Source organism: Tautonia sociabilis, from assembly GCF_003977685.1.
GTDB classification, from domain to species: Bacteria; Planctomycetota; Planctomycetia; order Isosphaerales; family Isosphaeraceae; genus Tautonia; species Tautonia sociabilis.
The window spans coordinates 39,910-62,443 of record NZ_RYZH01000025.1; the positions used below are offsets into that span (position 1 = coordinate 39,910).

At 70.7% G+C, this 22,534-nt stretch carries 18 protein-coding genes; 10 read left to right on the forward strand and 8 right to left on the reverse strand.

Annotation, left to right across the window (positions count from 1 at the left end):
• Positions 1-18: 18 nt before the first annotated feature.
• Genes TsocGM_RS13790 through TsocGM_RS13805 form a run of 4 tightly spaced genes read right to left on the reverse strand, consistent with a single transcriptional unit; the run spans position 19 to position 3,357 of the window.
• Entirely contained in the window at positions 19-1,581 is a 1,563-nt protein-coding gene (locus tag TsocGM_RS13790) for an N-acyl-D-amino-acid deacylase family protein (RefSeq protein ID WP_126726053.1), read from the reverse strand.
• A gap of 7 nt (positions 1,582-1,588) precedes the next feature.
• Positions 1,589-2,074, reverse strand: a complete 486-nt coding sequence (locus TsocGM_RS13795) for a hypothetical protein (RefSeq protein WP_126726054.1) — start codon at positions 2,072-2,074, stop codon at positions 1,589-1,591.
• 43 nt (positions 2,075-2,117) lie between these two features.
• Positions 2,118-2,822, reverse strand: a complete 705-nt coding sequence (locus TsocGM_RS13800) for a DNA-3-methyladenine glycosylase family protein (protein ID WP_126726055.1) — start codon at positions 2,820-2,822, stop codon at positions 2,118-2,120.
• On the reverse strand, positions 2,788-3,357 hold the full coding sequence (locus TsocGM_RS13805; RefSeq protein WP_126726056.1) for a glutathione peroxidase: 570 nt from the start codon (positions 3,355-3,357) through the stop codon (positions 2,788-2,790). The genes TsocGM_RS13800 and TsocGM_RS13805 overlap by 35 nt, the downstream gene beginning before the upstream one ends.
• Positions 3,358-3,620: 263 nt before the next feature.
• On the opposite strand from TsocGM_RS13805, the gene TsocGM_RS13810 reads away from it, so the two are divergent.
• From TsocGM_RS13810 to TsocGM_RS13820, 3 genes are all read left to right on the forward strand, one after another.
• The gene (locus tag TsocGM_RS13810) at positions 3,621-4,928 is read left to right on the forward strand and encodes a molybdopterin-binding domain-containing protein (RefSeq protein ID WP_126726057.1); all 1,308 of its coding nucleotides are present in this window, start codon (positions 3,621-3,623) and stop codon (positions 4,926-4,928) included.
• A gap of 38 nt (positions 4,929-4,966) precedes the next feature.
• Positions 4,967-5,890: a formylmethanofuran--tetrahydromethanopterin N-formyltransferase gene (gene fhcD, locus TsocGM_RS13815; protein WP_126726091.1), complete on the forward strand. Its 924-nt coding sequence runs from the start codon at positions 4,967-4,969 to the stop codon at positions 5,888-5,890.
• 433 nt (positions 5,891-6,323) lie between these two features.
• Positions 6,324-6,761: a CBS domain-containing protein gene (locus TsocGM_RS13820; protein WP_158633552.1), complete on the forward strand. Its 438-nt coding sequence runs from the start codon at positions 6,324-6,326 to the stop codon at positions 6,759-6,761.
• Positions 6,762-6,907: 146 nt separating this feature from the next.
• Here the strand turns inward: TsocGM_RS13820 and TsocGM_RS13825 are convergent, their stop codons facing one another.
• The 3 genes from TsocGM_RS13825 to TsocGM_RS13835 all read right to left on the reverse strand — a co-directional run bounded on the left by TsocGM_RS13825 (position 6,908) and on the right by TsocGM_RS13835 (position 9,909).
• Positions 6,908-7,414 (reverse strand): hypothetical protein, encoded by a 507-nt coding sequence (locus TsocGM_RS13825; RefSeq protein ID WP_126726059.1) that lies wholly within the window; start codon positions 7,412-7,414, stop codon positions 6,908-6,910.
• Between the two features lie 76 nt (positions 7,415-7,490).
• Positions 7,491-8,672, reverse strand: coding sequence for a trans-sulfuration enzyme family protein (locus tag TsocGM_RS13830; RefSeq protein WP_126726060.1), 1,182 nt, complete (start codon positions 8,670-8,672; stop codon positions 7,491-7,493).
• A 70-nt stretch (positions 8,673-8,742) separates the two neighbouring features.
• Entirely contained in the window at positions 8,743-9,909 is a 1,167-nt protein-coding gene (locus TsocGM_RS13835) for a PP2C family protein-serine/threonine phosphatase (protein WP_126726061.1), read from the reverse strand.
• Positions 9,910-10,269: 360 nt separating this feature from the next.
• On the opposite strand from TsocGM_RS13835, the gene TsocGM_RS13840 reads away from it, so the two are divergent.
• The 4 genes from TsocGM_RS13840 (at position 10,270) to TsocGM_RS13860 (ending at position 17,262) form a co-directional block, all read left to right on the forward strand.
• A complete protein-coding gene (locus TsocGM_RS13840) occupies positions 10,270-12,951 on the forward strand; it encodes a M16 family metallopeptidase (RefSeq protein ID WP_126726062.1) in 2,682 nt (893 codons plus the stop codon).
• Positions 12,952-13,535: 584 nt separating this feature from the next.
• Entirely contained in the window at positions 13,536-13,826 is a 291-nt protein-coding gene (locus TsocGM_RS27065) for a tetratricopeptide repeat protein (protein ID WP_261341644.1), read from the forward strand.
• A 206-nt stretch (positions 13,827-14,032) separates the two neighbouring features.
• A complete protein-coding gene (locus tag TsocGM_RS13855; RefSeq protein WP_126726064.1) occupies positions 14,033-15,625 on the forward strand; it encodes a prenyltransferase/squalene oxidase repeat-containing protein in 1,593 nt (530 codons plus the stop codon).
• A 251-nt stretch (positions 15,626-15,876) separates the two neighbouring features.
• A complete protein-coding gene (locus TsocGM_RS13860; protein ID WP_126726065.1) occupies positions 15,877-17,262 on the forward strand; it encodes a multiheme c-type cytochrome in 1,386 nt (461 codons plus the stop codon).
• Positions 17,263-17,311: 49 nt separating this feature from the next.
• On the opposite strand, the gene TsocGM_RS13865 is transcribed toward TsocGM_RS13860, so the two are convergent.
• The gene (locus TsocGM_RS13865; RefSeq protein WP_126726066.1) at positions 17,312-18,061 is read right to left on the reverse strand and encodes a hypothetical protein; all 750 of its coding nucleotides are present in this window, start codon (positions 18,059-18,061) and stop codon (positions 17,312-17,314) included.
• Between the two features lie 734 nt (positions 18,062-18,795).
• Between TsocGM_RS13865 and TsocGM_RS13870 the strand changes: the two genes are divergently transcribed.
• From TsocGM_RS13870 to TsocGM_RS13880, 3 genes are read left to right on the forward strand one after another with little or no spacing between them, the layout of a single operon-like run.
• Entirely contained in the window at positions 18,796-19,713 is a 918-nt protein-coding gene (locus TsocGM_RS13870) for an ABC transporter permease (protein ID WP_126726067.1), read from the forward strand.
• A gap of 52 nt (positions 19,714-19,765) precedes the next feature.
• Positions 19,766-21,163, forward strand: coding sequence for an ABC transporter ATP-binding protein (locus TsocGM_RS13875; protein WP_126726068.1), 1,398 nt, complete (start codon positions 19,766-19,768; stop codon positions 21,161-21,163).
• On the forward strand, positions 21,160-22,530 hold the full coding sequence (locus TsocGM_RS13880; protein WP_126726069.1) for a polysaccharide pyruvyl transferase family protein: 1,371 nt from the start codon (positions 21,160-21,162) through the stop codon (positions 22,528-22,530). Before TsocGM_RS13875 ends, TsocGM_RS13880 begins: the two co-directional genes overlap by 4 nt.
• The last annotated feature ends 4 nt before the right edge of the window (positions 22,531-22,534 follow it).

Below are 22,534 nucleotides of genomic sequence, written 5' to 3' on the forward strand. Positions count from 1 at the left end.
CCGAGGGGGGAGCGCGGCTCAGCCCCTTCGGAGGGCCCGGCCCGGGGTGGCGCCGGTGGGCTCGCCGTCGCACAGGGCGAGGGTGCCGTTGACGAAGACGTGACGAACCCCCTCGGCCTCGGTGCGGCCGGAGGCGTAGGTCGAGCGGTCGGCGATGGTCGCGGGGTCGAAGATCGCCAGGTCGGCGGCGAAGCCGGGGCGGACGAGGCCGCGATCGGTCAGGCGGTAGCGTCGGGCGGCGTGGCTGGCGAGGTGGACGATCGCGCTGCCCCAGTCGTAATCGCCAAGTTCCCGGGTGTGATACCCGAGGTATCGGGCGAAGGCGCCCCAGCCTCGGGGATGGGGATGGCTGCCGCAGAAGATTCCGTCGGAGCCGGCCATGTGGGCGGGGTGGCGGAGGATGGCTCGGATGTCGGCCTCGGTGCGGTCGCCGGCCCGGGCGCCGAAGATGCCGACGGCCATCCCGGAGCGGACGAGCAGGTCGCAGACGAAGTCGCCGGGAGAAACGCCGGCCTGCCGGGCGGCCTCCACGAGGTTCTTGCCCTCGGCCCAGCGGTCGTCCGGGTGGGCGATCATCGTCAGGGTGATCGAGTCGAGCGGATAGGGAATCGCGCCGGAGAACCACTCGGCGTGCAACTTCGCTCGGATCGCCGGGTCGCTCAGGCGGGAGACGGTCGGCTCGATCCCCCCCTCCTGAACCCAGGACGGGAGGGAGACCATGCCGAGGATCGTGCTGCCGACGAGGTAGGGATAGCTGTCGAAGGTCAGGTCGATCCCCTCGGCCCGGGTGCGGTCGACGAGCGGCAAGAGGATGTCGGCCGGGCCGTTGTAGTGCGAGACGTGGATGGCGGCGCCGGAGCGGCGGGCGACCTCGGCCATCTCGGCGACCCCCTGGGGGGCCTTCGGGCCGTAGCCGCGAATGTGGGAGACGTAGACGCCGTCGAGCGGAGCGATCTCCTCGCAAAGGGCGGCCATCTCTCGAATGTCGGCATAGAGGCTGGGGATGTAGTCCATCCCGCTGGAGATGCCGACGGCACCGGCCTCCATCCCCTCCCGGACGATCCGGCGCATGGCCGCTAGCTCATCGTCGGTCGCGGGACGGGTCTCCAGGCCCATGACCTCCATGCGGACGTTGCCGTTGGGGATGAGGAAGGCGACATTCAGCGCGGTGGTGCGGTCGAACCGGGAGAGGTACTCGGCGACGGTGGACCAGTCGTATTCGATCGAGTCGGGGTTGCCGCTGAACCCGTGGGTGTAGCGGCGCATGTAGTCCATCGTCCGGGCAGAGGCGGGGGCGAAGGCGACGCCGTCCTGGCCGATGACGTAGGTGGTGACGCCCTGCTTCAGGGCCGGCCGGTGGACCGGGTCGGCCAGGAGCATCAGGTCGCCGTGGACGTGGGTGTCAATGAAGCCGGGGGTGACGTAGAGGCCGTCGGCGTCGACGACCCGGGCGGCCTCGGCCCCGTCAAGCCGACCGACGTCGGCGATGGTGGTGTCGAGCAGGCCGACGTCGGCCCGGAACGGGGGGGCGCCGGTGCCGTCGACGACCTGGCCTCCCTTGATCAGCACATCGAACCGCATGGATCGGTCACTCCTCGGCGGGGACGAGCCGGACGCGGCGGAGGTTCATGACGAATCCCCCGGGCGCGTCCAACGCCCGGACCTCCAGCCGGGACCGGCCTCCCGGCAGGTCGATCGCCCCCTTCATCGGCTGGGGGAGGAACCGGGAATCGGACCCGGTGGCGTGCACGGTGGCCTCGCGGACCTGGTCGGCCGCGATCACCCGGAAGGCGGCCCCGCCCCGGCCGATCGGGGCGGCGTATTCGACCAGGACAACGAAGCGGCCGGGAGCGTCGAGCGAGAAGTCCCAGCGGACGCGGTCGGTCGGCTCGGTCCAGTCGGCGACGAACTCGGGGTCGCCGGCCACGCGCAGCCGGTCGCCCAGCAGAACGGCGCGGCGGGCGGGCAGTTCAAGAATGCCGTTGCGGTCGGCCTCGGGGCGGAACGGCTCGGGAGAACCGTCGGGGGGAGCGAACAGGACCAGGGCGATCAGCAGGGGAGAACACGGCGGCATCGGTCGGTCCCGTTCGGTTCGGGTCTGGCGTCTCGACTCGTCGTCAGGGAGCCTGGACGGACGGAGCAGGAGGCGGGGAGTCGAGGCCTCGCCAGAGATACCACATGGCCACCGACCGGAACGGCCGCCACGGCTCGGCCAGGTCGAGACACTGGCGGGGGGTCGGCAGGGCGTCGAGGCCGAAGTGGGAGCGGATGCCGGCCCTCACCCCGAGATCGCCGACGGAGAGCACGTCGGGGCGGTTCAGAGCGAAGACCAGGAACATCTCGGCCGTCCAGGGGCCGATCCCCTTGATCCCGGTCAGCAGGGAGACGATCTCGGCGTCCCGGAGCCGACCGATCCGGGAAAGGGGGACGCTCCCCGAGGCGACCGCCTCGCTGAGGTTCCGCACGTAGCCGGCCTTCACCCCCGAGAGGCCGCAGGACCGGAGGCCGTCGATCCCCAGGGCCAGGAGGGAATCGGGGAGATGGCGGTCGGAGCCCTGAAGGTCCAGCAGGCGGCGGTTGATGGAGGAGGCGGCCTTCGTGGAGATCTGCTGGCCGATGATGGCTCGAACGAGGATGCCGAAGCGATCGCGCCGAGGTCGGAGCCGGCAGGGGCCGATCCGGTCGATCAGGGGGTGCCAGCGCGGGTCGATGGCGCGGAGGTGGGCGACCGCGTCGGCCCAGGGGTCGACGCGGTCGACGAGGAGTCCTGCCTCTGGTCCCCCCGGCTCAGTTCGACTCGGCGAGCGCCTTCTCGATGGCATCGACGACCTTGTCCGACTTGGGATCGTCCCCGGGCTCGAAACGGGCGACCACGTTCCCCGCGCGGTCGACAAGGAACTTGGTGAAGTTCCATCGGATCGGCCCGCCGAACTGGGGGTGCAGCTCCTGATCGGTCAGGAAGGCATACAGCGGGTGGATGCCCGAGCCCTTCACGACGATCTTCGAGAAGAGCGGGAACGTAACCTGGTAGTTCGACTTGCAGAAGGATCGGATCTCGGCGTTGGTACCGGGCTCCTGTTGGCCGAACTCGTTGGCCGGGAAGGCGAGGACCTTGAAGCCCTTCTCGCCGTAGGTGCGATACAGCTCCTCCAGGCCCTCGTACTGCGGGGTATAGCCGCAATAACTGGCCGTGTTGACGATCAGCAGCACCTCTCCCTGGAAGGAGGACAGGTCGACCTCGTTCCCCTCGATGTCGGCGACGGTGAAGTCAAGCACGCTGCGGGCCTCGTCGCCGGCCCGCGACGGCCCGGAGAGCAGCAGGGCGATCGGCAGCGCGGCGAGCACGGTTCGGATCATCGGTGCGATCTCCGGCGGTTCATTCCCTGATCCCGAGGCGATCCCGGCGGGGATCGAGCCCGGGCGACTGGCCGGGCGTCAGGCGGGGTCCGCCGCCGAGCCCGGGACGTCGATGGGTTTTATGATGATGGGGACGAGCGGCGGAATCAAGGCCGAGGACCGCTCCTCCCCCGTCCCCGTCTCGTGGCCGGGGGGCCGACCTCCTGGTAGGATGGCGGGCGTCCGGCCCGGGACCGGGCGACGACGACCCTACCGAGCCTCCCATGACCACAGCAACTTCCCCCCCGATCGATCCCCGTCGCGTCGAGGACGCGACCTGCCCGGCCTGCGGCCTGCTCTGCGACGACCTGGTGCTGACGGTCGCCAACGGCCGGGTCATCCGGGCCGATCGGGCCTGCGAGCGAGGACGGGCCTGGTTTCTGGCCGATCATCGGCGGGAGGAACTCCCGGAGGCGACCGTCGACGGCGTCCCGGTCCCGACGGACGAGGCCATCGGCCGGGCCTCGGCCATCCTGATCGCGTCAAGGGCGCCGACGATCGCCGGGCTCTCGGCCGCGACCACCGAGGCGCAGGCGATCGCCGCCCGGCTGGCCGACCGGCTGGGAGCGACGATCGGCCCCGACCACGCCGAGGAGGCCTGGCCAAGAGTGGCGGCGATCCAGCGGGCCGGAGCGGCCCTCGGGTCCTTCGGCGAGGTCGCCAACCGGGCGGACCTAATCCTGCTCTGGGGACTCGAGCCGGAACCGGGGCTCCCCCGCCTCCGAGAGCGCCTAATCGACCGACCCGGCCGGTTCGTCCCGGAAGCGAGGGCGGGCAGAACCGTGCTCGTGGTCGACTCCGGCTCGTCCACCGTCCGCTCCTGGGCCGACGGCGCGATCGCCGTCGGGCCGGGCAGCCACGCCGAGGCCCTCCGGGCGCTGCGGGCGGCCGTCCTCGGGATCCCGAGCGACCCGGATCGGCTGGTCCGGGCTTCGGGTGCCCCTCTCGAATCGTGGCTCGAGTGGGCGGATCGGCTCAGGGCGGCAAGGTACGGGGCGATCCTGTTCGGCTCGGAGCTGGCCCGCGAAGGGGCCGAGGCGATCGAGGCGCTGATGCGGCTGCTCGACGACCTGAAGGCCTCGACCCGATGCGTCGCCCTGCCGATGGCCGGCCCGGGCAACCCGACCGGGGCGGAGGCGGTGCTCACCGCCCGCCTGGGCGCCCCGCTCTCGGTCGACCTCTCGGCCGGTGCCCCCCGGTTCCTGCCCTGCGACGCGGAGCCCGAGCTTCGCCTGCTCCGGGGAGAGGCCGACGCCGTGCTCGTCCTCGGCGAGCCGACCGAGGAGCTGGAGGTCGACCGCCCCCCCGGCGTGCCGCTCGTGCTGATCGGCCCGGCGGCGACCTCCCGGTCGGAGCCGGGGGTCGTGGCGATCGCCACCGGCACCCCCGCCCTCGACGAGGGCGGCTCGATCGTAAGGTCCGACGAGGTCACCCTCCCGCTCCGCCCCCCCCTGGAACCGATCCGGCCGTCGGCCGCCGAGGTCCTCGGCCGACTGCTGGACCGGATCGGCCGAGACTCGATCCCCGAATGACCGCCGATCCCCCTCCCTCCTTCCCGCCGGAGCCCCCGATGCAGCTCGACGGCGTCGCCATCGTCGACACCTTCGCCGAGGCCTTCCCGATGACCGGGGCGCGGCTGATCCTCACGGCCGACTCCCCCCGATGGGCCGAGATCGCCGGCCGGACGATGACGGGATACGCCTCGAGCGTGATCGCCTGCGACGCCGAGGCGGCCATCGAGCGCCCGCTCACTCCCGAGGAGACGCCCGACGGCCGGCCAGGAGTGGCCGTGCTGGCGTTCGCCTTCAGCCGGGAGGCGCTGGAGCAGGCCCTCATCCGTCGCGTCGGCCAGTGCGTGATGACCTGTCCCACCTCGGCCTGCTACAACGGCCTGCCGATCGGCTCCGACCCCGGGCCCATCGTGGTCGGCGGCAAGCTCCGCTACTTCGGCGACGGCTGGCAGATCAGCAAGAAGATCGGCGGCCGACGCTTCTGGCGCGTCCCGGTGATGGACGGCGAATTCACCTGTGAGGAGTCGTTCGGCACGACCGTCGGCGTGGCCGGCGGGAACATCATCCTGCTCGGCACCGAGCCGAGGAGCACCCTGGAGGCAACCGAGGCGGCCGTCGAGGCGATGCGACACGTCCCGGGAGTGATCCTGCCCTTCCCGGGGGGGATCGCCCGGTCGGGCTCGAAGGTCGGCAGCAAGTACAAGGGGCTGATCGCCAGCTCGAACACCGCGTTCTCGCCGACCTTGCGGGGGCTGGTCGAATCGCAGTTGCCCCCCGAGGTGCGTTGCTCGTACGAAATCGTCATCGACGGCCTGACGCTCGAGGCCGTCGAGCGCGCCACCCTCGCCGGCCTCCGGGCCGGAGCGAGGCCAGGAATCGTGGCGATCACCGCCGGCAACTACGGCGGCAAGCTCGGCCCGTTCCACATCCGCCTCCGGGACGTGATCGCCCGGGCCGAGGGACGCGATCCGACCGACGATTAATGCGATCGGGTGCGAAGAATGCGATCATGTGCCAATCGCCGAGCCGAGCCCCAGGGAGGTTCGCCGGGGGCGAGCCGCTCCCGGCGACCTCGGCTCCCGGCGGCTCCGTGATCCGGCGATCACCGGATCGCGGAGGCCCCCCCACGACGACGACAATCCGACCCGAACGGCCCGGCTCCGCCTCCCGAGCGACAGCGACCGGGAGACGGAGATCCACCTCCCACACCGGGCTCCGCAGGGCGACCCTCCTCCTCAAGAAACGCGCGGCTCGTCAATCTCGGCCGGATTCCTGTTGCATCGAGCGTCGTTATGACCCAAGATGTACAGGCTAGTCCCGTCTCCACACGTTTCTCTCCCATCCCAGGCGCGTCCCCCGGGCCAACCTGGCCCGGCTTCCCATCTCGAAAGCGCCGCCGCCGAGGGGGACTCAACCATGCAGATCCGAACCGTCCTGTCGGCCAAGGACCGTCCCGTGATCACCATCGGCACCGGCGCCTCGGTGGCCGAGGCCGTGGCCGAGTTGGTCCGGCACAACATCGGCTCGCTGCCGGTCGTCGACGGCCACGGCGCGCTGGTTGGCATCTTCACCGAACGAGATGTCCTCCGCGGCCTGCACGACCGCGGCAAGGAGTTCTGCCACGAGCCGATCGGCGAGGTGATGACCGACCGCGTCGTCTCCTGCTCCATCAGAGACTCGGTCCACGACGCGATGGGGCGCATGAGCGCCCACGGAATCGGCCAGCTCACCGTCCTCGACGACGACGGGTCGCTCGTCGGAATCGTCTCGGTCGGCGATCTCATCCGGGAGCTGCATCAGGCGGCCGAGGAGGAACGGAACAACCTGATGAACTACGTGTACGGGGGGGTCTGACGGGCGGTGCCGGGCAGTCGACGATCGAGGAGGGCTGCAGCGAGGGGGAGATCCGCTGGTAGCGGTCCGCACCTGCAGGCCCTTGGCGGCGCTTCGGTCCCGCCTCCGGCAGCGTCCGTCCGGCACTCCCCATCCCCGACCGACCATCACCCATCGCTCATGCCGGCGCCTCCCGAGCAGCGGGAGCCGAGCCGACGGCGACGCTCGAGGAGTTCCGCCAGGGGGCCGGCCGACATTCCGCAGCAGGGGGGGAGAACGGCCTCGAAGCCGGTGCTCGCCTTCGACCTCCGGCGGCCGTCAACCTCGGCGGGGTCGTGCTCGGCGAAATCCCAGGCGACTCGGTCGGCACCCTCCGCTGGGACCACGCCGAACCGGGAGACGTCGGCCCAGTCGACTCGCCTGGGGTTGAAGGCGGTGCTATAGATGAAGCCTCGGTCGGTCAGGTGGAGGTACGACCGGCTCGGGATGAGCCAGGCGAGGGCGCCGAGCAGCGTAACGGCGGAGGGAGCGGCCAGGGCGATCCCGGAGGCCGTCGATCCCCGCCAGGCCAGCCAGGCCCCGAGGGCGATCCCCATTCCCCCGAGCATCGCGAGGGAGACGGGGATGCGGCGACGGGGATCGAGCGTGATCGGCTCGGGGGACGGGTCGGACACGGCGGCCTCGGGGGAGGAGGAGCGGGAGGATCGATTTCGGGGAGACCTCCGGCCGTCCCCGTCGGGAGGAGGCCCGTCACTCGACGAAGGCGAGCGCCCGGTCGAAGTCGGCCCAGAGGTCGTCGGCGTCTTCCAGGCCGATCGAGAGGCGAACCAGGCCGGGGGTGATCCCCAGCCGGTCCAGTAGCTCGGGGTCCTGCCCTCGGTGGCTCGTCGACGACGGGTGGCTCAGGGTGGTGGCCACGTCTCCCAGGCTCGGGGCGAAGGGAACGTGCCGGAGCCCCCGGATGAAGGCGTCGGCTCGGGCCCGGTCGCCGAGGTCGACCGTGATCATCGCGCCGAAGCCGCCGGAGAGCAGCGACCGGGCCCGATCGTGATCGGGGTGCTCGGGCAGACCCGGGTAGTGCACGGCCCGAACTCGGCCGGATCGGGAGAGGCGAACGGCCAGGTCCCGAGCCGTCTCCCCGGCCCGGGCCGATCGGAGGGGCAGGGTGGCCAGTCCTCGAGTGGCGAGCCAGCTCTCGAACGGGTTGCCGGAGAGGCCAAAGGTGGAGGAGACGCTCGAGAGCCGGGCGATGTCCCCCTTCGAGCCGGCGACCAGGCCGAGCGTGAGGTCGCTGTGGCCTCCGATCAACTTCGTGCCGGAATGGACGACGTAGGACGCCCCCAGCTCGATCGGCCGGCAGAGCAGGGGGGCGAAGGTATGGTCGACGACGAGCTTCGCGCCGGCCTGTCGGGCGAGATCGGCCAGCCGAGGGAGATCGGGAAGGCGGAGCAGGGGATTCGACAGGGTCTCGACGAAGACCAGGCGAGTCCCGTTCCGAAGGGCGTCGGCGAGCGACTCGGGGCGGGTGGCATCGAACCCGGAGGAGGAGACGCCGAACCGGGAGAGCTCCCGGCCGATGAGGGAGATCGTCTTGCCGTACAGTTGCTCGGCGAATGCGACGTGGTCCCCCGCGTTGGTCTCGGCCAGCAGGACGGCGGCGGTCGCCGCCATCCCCGAGGCGAAGACGGCGGCGGCGTCGGCCGCCTCCAGGGCGGCGATCCGGTCGGCCAGGGCGGCCGCGTTCGGGTGGCCGTCCCGGGCGTAGACGAAGCCGTCGTCCCGGCCGGCGTAGACGTCGTCGACATGGTCGATCCCCTCGAAGCGGTAGACGACGCTCAGGTGCGGCGGGGGGACGAGCGGGGCGGTCGAGGGCCGGACCGGGGGAGCGGCTCGGGCGCAGGTCGTCTCGGGTCGGGGAGGAGGGCTGTCCATCGTCGGGATCGGCGGGGGGAGGGGAGCGGTCGGTCGCCAGGGGGAGCGGGGAAGGCCGGCCGGCCCCGGGTCAATGGGCGCCGATCGGCCCGTGCTCCTTGCGGTGGACTCGGCCGGCGACCCCGAGGCGGAGGATGATCTCACCGATCATGCGGAGGGCCTTGCGGCGGTCGCCAGCGGACCGGGCGGCCTTGGCGTCCTCCCGGAGGGCGGTGAGGGTGGCCCAGTCGATCGGCCAGGCCTGCTCGACGGCGAGGGCCTGGGCGGAGCGGAGATCCTCGGAGAGCCGGTTGAGCAGGGCGTCGTCGATCGGGCAGGGGGCGGTGCGGTAGATGTGCTCCTCGACCGGCTCGGAGGGGGGCTTGCGCTGGAAGGCGTTGCGGAGGCTGGCCAGCGAGAAGCCCTTCCCCTTGGCCGAGGAGGCCCCGACGCTCGCCCCCGGTTCGAGGACCGAGAGGTTCGGGTCGTCCGGGTCGTCCCAGGGACCGACTCGGACGATCATCACGGTGATGTTGTCGTGCCCCCCGCGGAGGTTGGCCAGGTGGAGCAGGTACTTGCTGGCGGTGTCGGGGTGGAACTGGGAGGCGAAGGCGCCCAGCTCGGGATCCTCGATTGGGCCAGAGAGGCCGTCGGAGCAGAGCAGGTAGACGTCCCCGGACTCGACCGGGTGCGGCCCCTCGATGTCGACCTCGATGTTCGGGTCGGGGCCGAGCGACCGGGTGATGACGTTGCGGGGGACGGCCTTCTGGGCGTGCTCGGGGGGCAGGTGGTTGCGGCGGATCAGCTCCCAGACGAGGCTGTGGTCGAACGTGAGCTGGTCGATGGTGCCGCCTCGGATGCGGTAGACGCGAGAGTCGCCGACGTGGGCGATCAGGGCGCCGTCGGGGCCGAGGACCAGGGTGGAGCAGGTGGTGCCCATGCCCTGGAAGTCCTTGTTGGCGTTGGCCTTGGCGTGAATGATGTTGGCCACTTCGCGGTAGGCCTTGGTCAGCGCCTCGGCCGTGCTCTCGACCTTCATCTTGGCGAAGTTATGCGGGATGTTGTCGCAGGCGAGCTTGCTGGCCAGTTCGCCGACCGCGTGCGCCCCCATCCCGTCGGCGACCATGAAGACGTGCCCGCGCTTCTTCCAGGCCTCGGGGGTCTTGGCCCGGACGATCGCGAAGCGGTCCTGATTGTTCGATCGCCGCATGCCGGTGTCCGTCGCGGCGGCGTCGATGAGGATGTCTTGCCAGTTCACGACGACGGGCCCTCGCTGCTGCGGCGATCGCGCCCCGTCCGGTCGAGCTTGCGGGCGAGCCTGTTCGATCCGGACGGCCCTCGAAGCGGTCGGGCCCGGGGCGACCATCCCGGGCCCCCCGGGGAGCCAAGCGATCATGCCCGCCCGCGACCTTGAAGTCCATTCTAACTCCGCGCCGGGCCGTCCCATAGGGAGCGATGTTCCAATTGCGGGGGGCGCCTCCGATCGGGAGTTCGCCGGCTCGGCCTCGGTTCCAGGGTAACGTGCCCAGCGGTAGGCACGCGAGAGTACGTCCGCTAAGGTGGGGATGTGACCGCCGACCCGCCCTCCGCCCTCGGGCCCGCAGGACCCCGATCCGGCATGAACGCCCCGACCCGCCCCCCGACGATCTGCTTCTCCAAGCAGGCCCTGCCCAACGGGCTCGACGTGATCGTCCGGCGGGATCCCCGCCTGCCCGTGGCCGCGGTCAACCTCTGGTATCACGTCGGCTCCAAGGACGAACGGCACGGCCAGCGCGGCTACGCCCACCTGTTCGAACACTTGATGTTCGAGGGGTCCCAGCACTTCCCCGGCGACTTCTTCTCCCCCCTCCAGCCGCTGGGGGCCTCGGTCAACGGCTCCACCTCCTCCGACCGGACCAATTACGTCATCGACCTGCCGACGGCGCACCTGGAACTGGCCCTGGCGATGGAATCCGACCGCATGGGCCATCTGCTGCCAGCCCTGACCGACGAGAAGCTGGAGATCCAGAAGGGCGTCGTCACCAACGAATACCGCCAGAACTACGCCAACCGCCCTTACGGCCAGGTCCCCCGGCTGCTCTCCGAGGCCCTCTACCCTCCCGACCACCCCTACCACTGGCCGACGATCGGCGCGATGGAGGACGTCTCCTCCGCCTCCCGGGCGCACGTCGAGGCCTTCTTCCGTCGCTTCTACGTCCCGGCCAACGCCAGCCTCTGCCTCGTGGGAGACCTGGACGAGGACCTTGCCTTCGCCCTGGCCGAACGCTACTTCGGCCCGATTCCCGGCGGCGCCCCCGCCCGACGACCGGAGCCCCCCGCCCTCGGCCCGCTGCCGGATCGGCCCATCCTGGTGCGGGACCGCGTCGAGCTGGACCGCCTGCACCTGTCCTGGCCGACCGTGCCGCAGTTCTCCCCCGACGACGCCCCGCTCTCCCTGGCCGGCGACCTGCTGGCCCGGGGACGGTCGAGCCGCCTATACCGCCGGCTCGTGCTGGAGGAGCAGCTTGCGCAGAACGTCTCGGCCTCCCAGGCGGGCCGGGAGCTGGCCGGCACCTTCAGCGTCATCGTCACGCTCCGGCCGGGCAAGCCTTGGGAGCGGGCCCGCGATCTCGTCGATGCCGAGCTGCGGGCTCTGGCCCTCGAGGTCGACCCGGAGGAGCTGGCCCGGGCCCGAACCGGGAGGCTCGGGGCGTTGATCTACGCGCTGGAGTCGATCGGCGGCTTCGGCGGCGTGGCCGATCGCCTGAACGCCTTCAACGTCTTCCTCGGCGACCCGGCCCGGATCACCACCGATTTCGATCGGTTCGAGCGGGCGACCACCGATCAGGTCGCCGAGTCCGTCCGCCGCCTCCTGCTGCGGCAGGGGGGGGAACCGGCCCCCCGGGTGGAGCTTGTCGTGCTCGGGAGGCGAGGAGGGACCGATCGGGGAGCGACCCTGGACCGCTCGAGACCCCCGACACCGAGCGCCCCGGTCGCGTTCCGGGCTCCGGTGCCGTCTCGTCGGGTGCTGGCCTGCGGCGCGGAGCTCTGGGCGGTCCCTCGCCGAGACCTGCCGGTGATCACCGCCAGCCTGGCCGTCCCCGCCGGGGCCGGGGCGCACGGGCCCGATCGCGCCGGGCTGGCGAGCCTGACCGCGGCGATGCTCGACGAGGGGACCCGGACGAGGTCGGCCTCCGAGATCGCCCGGAAGGCCGAGTCGATGGCGACGAGCCTCTGGGCCACCGCCGGGTGGGACGGCTCTTACGTCGGCTTCCGCTGCCTGTCGGCCCATCGGGACGAGAGCCTCGAGCTGGCCGTCGACGTGCTCCGCCACCCCACCTTCCCCGAGGCGGAATGGGACCGCATCCGGGGCCAATCGATCGCCGCCCTGCGATCGAGACGGGACCGGGCCGAGGCGGTCGCCTCCCAGGTCCTGCTCCAGGCGATCTTCGGGCCTGGCCACCCGTATCTCGTCCCCGCCGTCGGGACGATCCCGACGGTCGAGCGGATGGATCGGGAAGACCTGAGGAGGTTCCACGACGTCTTCTACCGGCCGGTCGGCTCGGCCTGGATCGTCGCCGGCGATTTCGACCCGGACGAGATCGCCGAGCGGCTCGACGCCGCGATCGGAGACTGGGAAGGCAAGGCCCCGCTCCCGATCGAGCCCCCATCGCCGCCCATCGGCCACCGACGCCGCATCCTTCTGGTCGACCGGCCCGGCGCCCCTCAGGCATCCGTCCGGGTCGGGCACGTCGGCCTGAGGAGAAACGAGGAGGACTACGTTGCGGCAATGGTGCTCAACCAGATCCTCGGCGGCCAGTTCTCCTCCCGGCTCAACGAGTCGCTCCGGGAGCGCAAGGGGATGACCTACGGCGTCCGATCCTCGTTCGACGCTCGACGGGGAGCCGGACCGTTCTCCGTGGCCGCCGCCGTGCAGACCGATCGCGCCGCCGAGGCGGTGCTCGAGATCGCCCGGGAGATCGAGGCCCTGCTCGGCGACCATCCCCCCACCTCCCGGGAGCTGAACGACGCCCGCCGCAGCCTCCTGGAAGGCCAGGCCCGCCACTTCGAGACTCCCTCCGACCTCGTCTCCCGGTTCGCCGACCTGTTCCTGCACGGCCTGCCCCCCGACCACCACGCCACCTTCCCAGCTCGGCTGGCGGCGATCGACCTCGACGCCCTCAGCCGGGCCGCCTCCTCCCGACTGAGGCCGGAGGGGCTGGTGGCCGTCGTGGTCGCCGACGCCGGTCAGGTGCTCGGGGCGCTCGAAGGGCTGGGATGGGGGGACGTGAAGGTCCTGGACGACGAAGAGGCTCCGTGAATCGAGAGGCTGAGTAACGGGTCGCCCGCCTCTTCGATGCGGACTGCCCCCGTTCAACCGTCGACCGCTCCCCTCCTCAACAGAAAGACCGGGGTCTCCAGACGCTCCGGCCCGGGGCCCGCCGTCCTCCCGCGCAACGCGAGAGAACCTGGCGGAATTCCTCCCCAAAATGGGCCCGACCGGCCCGGAATCACGTCTCTGCTTCTGCAAGTACCGCCGATGAGCGGCAGCGACGGCCCCGCCCCCTGACTGGAGTAAGCCTGATCGGGCGGCCGGGAAGGGGGTTGGGAGGCTCCTGGAATCGGACAGGACCGACCTGAGGCTGCTGGCCCGGGTGCGGATCGGAAACCGGTTGCGGGGGAAGCTGGACCCGGAGCAGGTCGTCCAGGAGGCCTTCCCTTCCTGAGCGTTCACCAGGGGTTCGACTGCTTCGGGTCGCCCTCCGGCTGACCTCGGACGTCCCGACGATCCTGAACAACCTGGCCTGGGCCCTGCTCAACGCCCCCGACCGCTCCCCTGAGCAACTCGACAAGGCCATCTGGCTGGCCAAACGCGCCGACGCGATCGTTCCCGGCGAGGCGGCCATCGTCAACACCCTGGCCGTCGCCTACTACCGCCAAGGGGACCTCGACCGCTCCCAGGAAGCCGTGGAGGAGTCGATCCGTCTGAACCAGGGGGAGCTCCCCGTCGACCACTTCCTACTCGCCATGATCCTCCACCAGAGGGGAAAACCCGAGGAGGCCCAGCGCCAGTTCAATCACGGGCTGGAACTGATCGAGCTCCAAGGGCTCGAGGACGCGGACCCGGAAACCGAGCAATTCCGGGACGAGGCGGCCGCCCTGCTCGAATCGGATCCCGGTGCCGAGCGTCCGTAGGGACATCCGGCCATCGGCCGACGCCGAGAAGTCGAGGGAGCCGGCCGATCGCCAGCCCTTCTCCGTCGTCCGGGCTGGCCCGACTCCTTAGAATAAGGGGCCGGGAAGCTCTTGGCCTCCTGAACCGAGCGCCGCGACGCTTCCCACTCCGATCCGCCCGATCCGGGCCCCTTCCGGCCGACTCACCGCCGCGAACGAACGCATCCATGCCGAGATCGAAGCGACCGAAGCTGTGGCGTCGGGCCTGGATCGCCCTGAAGCGGGGCCTGATCCGGTTCGACCGCCGGCCGCCGGCTTGGGTCGACGAGGTCACGCCCTGGGCAGGGAGCCTGCTGGCTCACGCCGTCCTCTTGATTCTCATCGCCGTGGTCGCCGTTCTGATCCCCCCGGCCGACGACGGTCGTTCGGGAGAATCGGCCTTCGCCGCGACCCTGGCCGATCAGCTCGTCGACGACCTGACCAGCCTCGATCGCCTGGACCGTGCCGGCGATCCCTTCACCGCGATCGACCAGGAAACCCCGTCACTGGCGATCGACGCCGACCCAAGCCTGGTGAACGTTCCGGAGCTGGCCGCCCGGTTCGCCCCGGAGCTGTCCCGGTCTCCGATCGAGCTGACCATCGAGCGTCCCGACCACTTCGTCCCGGGGGTGGCCACCTCGGCGACCCGGCTGGGGGGAGCGTCCCGGCTCGCCCCGTTCTCCGGCCGAAGCGCGGCGATGAAGGCGGCCCTGCTGCGGCGAGAGGGGGGGACGCTCGAGTCGGAGCAGGCCGTCGAGCTCGGGCTCGACTGGCTGGTCCGGCACCAGGGACCGGCCGGCAACTGGACGCTCGACCCGAGGCCGCACTGTACCCAGGGGCTGTGCCCCGGCGGCGAGACGATCGGGTCGGACTCGGCAGCCACTGGCCTGGCCCTGTTGCCGATGCTCGGCGCCGGCCATTCCCATACCGAGCCAGGCAGGTACCAGGCCAGCATCGACCGCGGTCTGACCTGGCTGAAGGGGATCCAGCAACCCAGCGGCGAGCTGTTCGTCGGAGGCGGCGACAACACCCGGATGTACAGCCACGCCATCGGCGCGATGGCCCTCTGCGAGGCTTACGGCGTCTCCCGGGATCCCTTGCTCCGCGAGCCGGCCGAGCGGGCGATCCGCTTCATCATCCTCGCCCAGAACCAGCTCGACGGCGGCTGGCGCTACCAGCCCGGCGACTCCGGGGACACCTCCGTCTTCGGCTGGCAGATGCTCGCGCTGCGCAGCGCCGCCCTGTCCGGCATCCCGGTGCCCGATCCGGTCGTGGAAGGCTGCCGGGGGTATCTTGACGCCGCCTCGGCCGACCCGATCGGTGCGACCTACTCCTACCGCCCCGGCCGCAAAGCCAGCCCGGTGATGACCGCCGAGGCGCTGCTCTGCCGACAGTACCTTGGCTGGAAGCCCGGCTCCCGCCCGTTGCGGGAGGGAGCCGCCCAGGTTTACCGCGACCTGATGACCTCCGGCGATCGAAACGTATATTACTGGTATTACGCCACCCAGATGCTCCACAACCTCGGCGGCAAGCCCTGGCAAACCTGGAACGCCCGGATCCGGGACGGCCTGGTCGCCAACCAGGTCAAGGGAGACGGGTGCGACCGAGGAAGCTGGGACCCGAACGCCCCGCAGCCCGACCAGTGGGGACGCTCCGCCGGCCGACACTACACGACCTGCCTCTCGCTGCTGACCCTGGAGGTCTATTACCGCTACCTGCCGCTCTACCAGGAGCGCGACTCTAGCCCTCTGGGCACCGACGCTCCGGGTTCCGACGACTAGGGCAGTCGCTCCCCGGTTTCCCTCGAGCCGGGCAGGCCCGGCCGCCGGGACCGGATGCCGGCCCGACAACCGGGAACAGATGGTCGAACGGTCGATCGGTGGCTCGGTGCCCGATTCTTGTTCTCCGCCCTCCCAGGCGTCCGGCCCTTCCCAACACCGATGACCCGATTCCCTCCCCCCGTCGGGGAGGATGCCCCTGGGGTCCTCCTCCCTTCTCCGAATCACCCGAGACCGAACAGAGACTGGGAACGATGATGCTCCACGCGGGCGACGAGGCCGGGCGACGAGGCCCCTGGCCGTTCTTGTGGGTGGTGCTGCTGTTGGCGGTGATCCTGGGGGGATGGGCCTGGATGAGCCTGCGAGACGCCCCCCCGCCGAGCCCCGCCCCCGATCCGATCGCCGAGGCCCGAGCCCTGCTGGAAGCCGGCCAGGGGGATCGGGCCCGATCGGTGCTCGAATCGGCCGGCCGGCAGGACGCCGAGTCCTGGTGGCTGCTCAGCCGGGCGGCCCTCCAGGCCGGCGACTCCCCGGCCGCCCTCGACTTCCGGGACCGGGCGATCGCCCTGGGGTTCGACGACGACCCGATGCGGGTCGAGCCCGCCCCGTTCGTGGGAGCCTCCCGGTGTGCCGGCTGCCACCGGGAGATCGCGGCCCAGCAGCGCCAGAGCCACCATGCCCGGACCTACCTGGCCGGGGAGATCGCCCAGGCGGTCCCGCTGCCCGACGGCCCGATTGCCGACCCCGAGCACTCCGACGTCGTCCACCAGATCCGGACGGAGGGGAACAATCTGGTCGTCGAGGCGACGGCCTCCGGCTCCCGCTTCCGAGCGGTGGTCGACCGGCTCATCGGTTCCGGCCAGCACGCGATCACGCCGGTGGGGGTCGACGACGAGGGCCGCCGTCTCGAGTTTCGGCTTTCGCACTATGTCGGAGGACTCGGTTGGGACCTGACCTCCGGCCATCCTGAGCTCCCCGACTCCCCGGAGGGGTTCCTCGGCCGACCGCTGCGGGAGGGGGAGTTCTCCCGATGCCTAAGCTGCCACACCACGAATCACGAGGAGGTGGAGGCCGGCTCGGGGCCGACCCTGGGAGACGTCGGGATCGGCTGCGAGCGCTGCCACGGACCGGGAGGGAACCACGTCCTCGCCGCCGAACTCGGGTTCCCCGACCTGGCGATCGGTCGGCTCAAGGAGGCAACCTCCGATCGGGTTGTCGCCCTCTGCGGAGAATGCCACCGGCCGATCGAGCAGGGGGCCCCGTTGCTGCTGGCCGAGGAGCGGGAGATCGTCCGGTTCCAGGCCCTGACGCTACCCCGGAGCGCCTGCTCCTCGAAGTCGCCCCCCTCGGCGAAGTTCGACTGCGTGACCTGCCACGACCCGCACCAGGACGCCGATGGGGATCCCGCCTCGTACGAGGCGATCTGCCGATCCTGTCACTCGGGCCCAGCGCCGGCCGGGCTCGGCCCAGTCCTCCTGGAGGAAGCCCAGAAGGCGTGTCCGGTCAATCCGGAGCGGGGGTGCATCGACTGCCACATGCCCAAGCGCCCCAGCACCATGCGGCACACGATGTTCACCGACCATTTTATCCGGGTCCGCCACGACCTCGACCCCGAGGCCGGAGCCCCGGGAGCCGATTAGGACGGGCCCGGCCGCCGAGGTCGCCCTGTTGTTCGACTCGGGACCGAGATCAGGGGACGAACTGCGCCATCGGGATCGTCTTGTAGACGACCAGCCTCCTCAGGGCGAGGGTCTGAGGGCCGGCGGCAAGAGGGAGGCACCAGACCATGTCTCCGGGCCGGACGAAGCTGGGAGAACCAATCGTCACCTGGGTCACGGACATCCCTCCCGCCCCCGGCACGACCTGAGCGGCCTGGTTGCCCGGCCCGGCGATCACCAGCGGCGCTCCGCTCACCAACGGGCCGACAAGGTGCCGGCGCTGGGGAATCAACTCCTCACCGGGCAGCAGGGTGAACTGCCCGAACGTGCTCATCTGGTACGGATTGGTCGGCACCATCACCCGGTTGTAGCCGACCAAGACCAGCGAGGTGGGCGAGACGAGCGATCGGGCCGACCCCTCGTAGAGGTCGACGTGCCCGGCGAGGATGCTGCCGTTGTTCAGGTCGAACCCGGTGACCTCCGCCATCGTCCCGGGAGGAGCGAGGGCAGGGTTGGCGGGCCATCGGATCACGAACAGATCGATCGCCGAGAACGAGACGGGATACTGCCTCCCCTCGGCGTCTTCCAGCACCAACCACTTGGGGGTGGCGGTGATGACCCGGGCCCAGACCCCGTTGGGGGCGAACGACGGGGGCGAGAGCCCGGCCATCCCCGCCCCTCCGGTGAAGGGTCCCTGCGCCCGGGAGGTCGGCCCAACGGCCGTCAGCAGGGCCGCGACGGCCAGCGACCAGACCGCCCGATCGATCGGAAAGCGAGGCATCGGCGGCGACTCCCCGGTGGTTCCGGAACGCGACCGGCCGGCCCGGGAAGGATCCAGGAGACATCCCCGGGTCGGCACCATTCTCTCCTTGATTCTACTCGGCCAAGTCGGCCGAGTGCGAGCCTGCGCCCCCGATCCCGCGATCGGACCCAAGTCCTGGGGGAGGAGCCGGGACCCGGATCGCGGCGACCGGCGCGGGGGCCCGGTCGAGACCACATCCGGCCCCCGGCTCGACGCCTTGCCAGTCCCCCGATTGGGATCCATACTCCCGAAGACGGGGAACCCGGCCGAGCGAGGGAGTTCGACGAGCGGGCCAACTCGGGCGGCAGTGCCCGGTCGAGTCGGCTCGGGCACGGGGGCGTCATCGAGTGCCCCCCTCGTGCAGAAATGGCAACATCGCTCGGTGGGGCGGATTGACGACGCGAAGTCGTGCTCGGTATCTTCGGTCACCGGCTCATGATCGATCCCCCCGGGGCCTTCGTCCCCGAACTCCTTCGAATGTCACCGGATCGGATCATGCCTCAACGCGGGAGGCGACCTCCATCAGGTCAACTCCCCGGCTCTTCTCCACCGTCTCTCCCGCCGGCCAATCGCCCCCGGCATCCTCGGAAGAGGAGCCATTCTCCCGGGGTCGTTCCACCGGGGGTTGAGCCCCGGAGGACGGAGGGCCGGGCCATCCTCACCCGGTGCCCGCCCCGAGAGCGAACCCGCATCCGCCAGGTGGATCGCCCCTGATGAGTCAGCATGCCCCTTCTGTTGACGGAATCTCGACCGCCACTTCCCCGGCGGACTCCGGCTCGGCACCCGCCCCGCATCCGCTGGTGATCGAGCCCGCCTCGGGATGGATGCCGATCGACCTCGCCGAGTTGCGCGACCGCAGCGACCTGCTGCTCTACATGACCATCAAGGCGGTCAAGACCCGGTACGTCCAGTCGGCCCTGGGGTTCACCTGGGCGTTCATCCAGCCGCTGATGACGATCATCGTCTTTACGATCGTCTTCAGCCGGGTCGCCAAGATCCCAATGCCCAGCGACTTGCCCTACCCGCTCATCGCCTTCTGCGGGATCCTCTTCTGGTCCTTCTTCGCGCAGTCGCTGACCGCCGCCAGCTCCAGCCTGGTCTCCAATCGGGAGATGCTGACAAAGATCTACATCCCAAGGCTCATCTTCCCCCTCTCCCAGTCGCTGGCCAAGCTCGTCGACCTGATGATCACCCTTGTTCTGTTGGGGGTGCTGATGGTCGGCTTCCGGATCGCCGGAGAGCCGGTTTCCCCGAGGCCCGAGGCGGTGCTGGTTCTCCCCGCGATGATCCTGCTGGCGTTCGTCGCCTCGCTCGGCCTGAGCCTCTGGTTCTCGGCCCTGTCGGTGCAGTACCGCGACGTGGCCTACGGGCTCCCCTTCGTGGTCCAGATCGGCATGTATCTGACCCCGATCATCTACTCCACCGAGATGATCCCGGCCGCAATCCGCCCGATCTTCGCGCTCAACCCAATGTTGGCCGTGATTACCGGAGTCCGCGCCTCGCTGCTCGGCCCCCCCTTCCTGTACCACCCCGCGCTGCTGGTCGAGGGCACGGTCGTCGCCGTGGCCTTGCTCGTCTCCGGGGCGATCTTCTTCAGGCGCAGCGAGCACCTCTTCGCCGACGTCGCCTAACCCTCCCATCGCGACGACGACGCTGCCGCTCCCCGACCTCCGACCGAGTCCCATGGCCGACCCCGCGATCCTCGTCGAGAACCTGAGCAAGGTCTACCGCATCGGCTCCGCCGAAGAACGGCATGAGACCCTCTCCGGCGCCGCCCTCGGACTCCTCTCCGCCCCCTTGCGCAACCTTCATCGCCTCCGCTCCCTCGACGCCTCCCGATCCCTCCGACGCCCCAACCGCCCCACTCCCAACGAGCACTCCGACGACCTCCTCTGGGCCCTCCGCGACGTCTCCTTCCAGGTCCATCGCGGCGAGGTCCTCGGCGTCATCGGTCGCAACGGCGCCGGCAAAAGCACCCTCCTGAAAATCCTCTCCCGCGTCACCTCTCCCTCCTCCGGTCGCGTCACCATGCTCGGACGCGTCTCGTCCCTGCTCGAAGTCGGCACCGGCTTCCATCCCGAACTCACCGGCCGCGAGAACGTCTACCTCAACGGCACCATCCTCGGCATGCGCAAGGCCGAGATCGACCGCAAGTTCGACCAGATCGTCGACTTCTCCGGCGTCTCCCGCTTCCTCGACACCCCGGTCAAGCGCTACAGCTCCGGCATGAAGGTCCGGCTGGCCTTCGCCGTCGCCGCCCACCTCGAACCGGAAATCCTCATCGTCGACGAGGTCCTCGCCGTCGGCGACGCCGCGTTCCGGGCCCGATGCGTCGGCAAAATGCAGGAGGTCACCGGGAGGGGAGGACGGACGGTCCTCTTCGTCAGCCACGACATGAACGCGGTGCATCGCCTGTGCTCCCGATGCCTGTTGCTCGGAGGGGGCCGGCTGGTCGCCGAGGGGACGACCGAGAAGGTCATCTCCCAGTACCTGGAGCAGGGCGCACCGACCCGACACCGATACCGATCGGAGCCCGATCCCGGCCGGGACGGCATGATCCTGGAGATCGTCCCGAAGGATGCGGAAGGACAGCCGCTCCTCGGCGAGATCGACGCGAGCAAACCGTTCGCCATCGAGGTCGTTGCGACCAGCGCCGCCGAACACCCGGCGGGCTACCTCACCGTGTCGCTCCGGGATCGCCTGGGGACCCCGGTCCTGTTCACCGACCTGCGCGACTCGGCGCCGGCCGGAATCGCCTCGGGGGTCTCCCGCTACCGGGTCGAGTTCCCGGAGTGGCTGCTGGCCCCGGGGGACTACCTCGTCACCGTCGGCCTGAACGACGGGGTCGGCGGCCAGCTCGACGTGGTGCGCAACGGGCTCTCAATCGCGCTCATCGACCTCGACTCCCCCCGGGGAGGGCACCGGATCGGCTACTTCGGCGCCCGGCTGCCTTGGGCCCGGGTCGTCCCGACGTCGGGCCAAGGAACTGGGTTCGCCCCGGATCCACCGGCCTCCCCGCCGCGTCCCCCGGACGAATTCCGGCCGGAGTCCCGGCCAGTCCCAAGCCTCCGGCGATCATGAAGATCTACCTCGTCAACGACACCTCCGACCACCCCAACTGGGGATGCCGCGCCACCACCCGGGCCCTGCGTCGGATGATCGTCGAGCGCGAGGGAGAGATCACCCACACCCTCTTCCTGGAGCGCATGGACCAGCCCGAGCGGTTCGTCACCTCCGCCGCCGGGAGGCTGTTCGAGCGAGCGGTCTGGAAAGCGGCTCGGCAGGTCCCGGGTGGGCCTCGGCTGGCCAGGGCGGCGATCTTCGGAAGGCTCGACCGCCTCTACGGAGTCGGTGACTCCATCCCCCGAACCCTCGCGCAGTTCCGCCGGCATGCCCGCCACGTGATGGAGGGCCGGTGCTGCCGCCCCGAGCGCGAGGCCCTGGAGGCCTGCGACCTGGTCCTCATCAACGGCGAGGGCAGCATCTACGACCGCCAGCGCAAGGGGCTGATGATGCTATTCCTCGCCTACCTGGCCAAGGAGCACTTCGGGAAGCCCTGCGCCCTGGTCAACCACACCGCCGACCTGAGCGACCCGGCGACGTTCGAGATCGCCGCAGCCGTCTACCCGAGGCTCGACGACGTGACCTTCCGCGAGCCGGTGTCGGCCGAACACTGCCAGCCGATCCTTCCCGACGCGACGAGTCGGATCGCGCCGGACGCGGCCTTCACCTACGAGCCGGCCGATCGAGAGGCCTGGGCCGCGCTCGCCGGCCGCCCCGGCTATCTGAGCGTCTGGCCGGACTCGGCCGACGACTTCGACCCGTCCCTCCCTTACGTCTGCGTTGGGGGCAGCTCGATCTACTTCCGACCGGACCGGCCCTCCTACGACCCCGTTCCCGCCTACCGAGCGCTCTGCCTCCGGCTCCGCTCCGAGTTCGGCCAGGTGGTCTTGTTCGCGCCAGACGGGCCGGATGTCCGCCTCCTCAGGCCCCTGGCCCGGTCGCTCGGCCTGCCGATGGTCGGCCTGCACACGCCGACCCAGCAGGCCGTCGACCTCCTGGGGAATGCGGCGCTGTGCATCAGCGGGCGATTCCACCCGAGCATTCTCTCGCTGACCGGAGGAACGCCGATCATCCTGACCACCGCGAACACGCACAAGACCGCCGGGCTGCTCCGTCTGATCGGCTCCGAGGCCCAGCCCTTCGACGCCCTCCGACTCGGAGAGCAGCTCGACGACGTGCTCGCCCTGGCGCGGGATCTCGTCGCGCAGGGCCCGGCGCTACGACGGTCGCTCCAGAGACGCGCGAGAGGCCTGGCGGAGGCGGCCTGGAGGAACGTATCCTCGCTGGAGGGGAGCGGCCGTCGCGTCGATCCGGGGTCCGACCTCTCGGGCGGAGAGCCGGGCCCGGACCCCATCGGCCGTCCCGAAGCGGAGGCCTGCCGCTGATGAC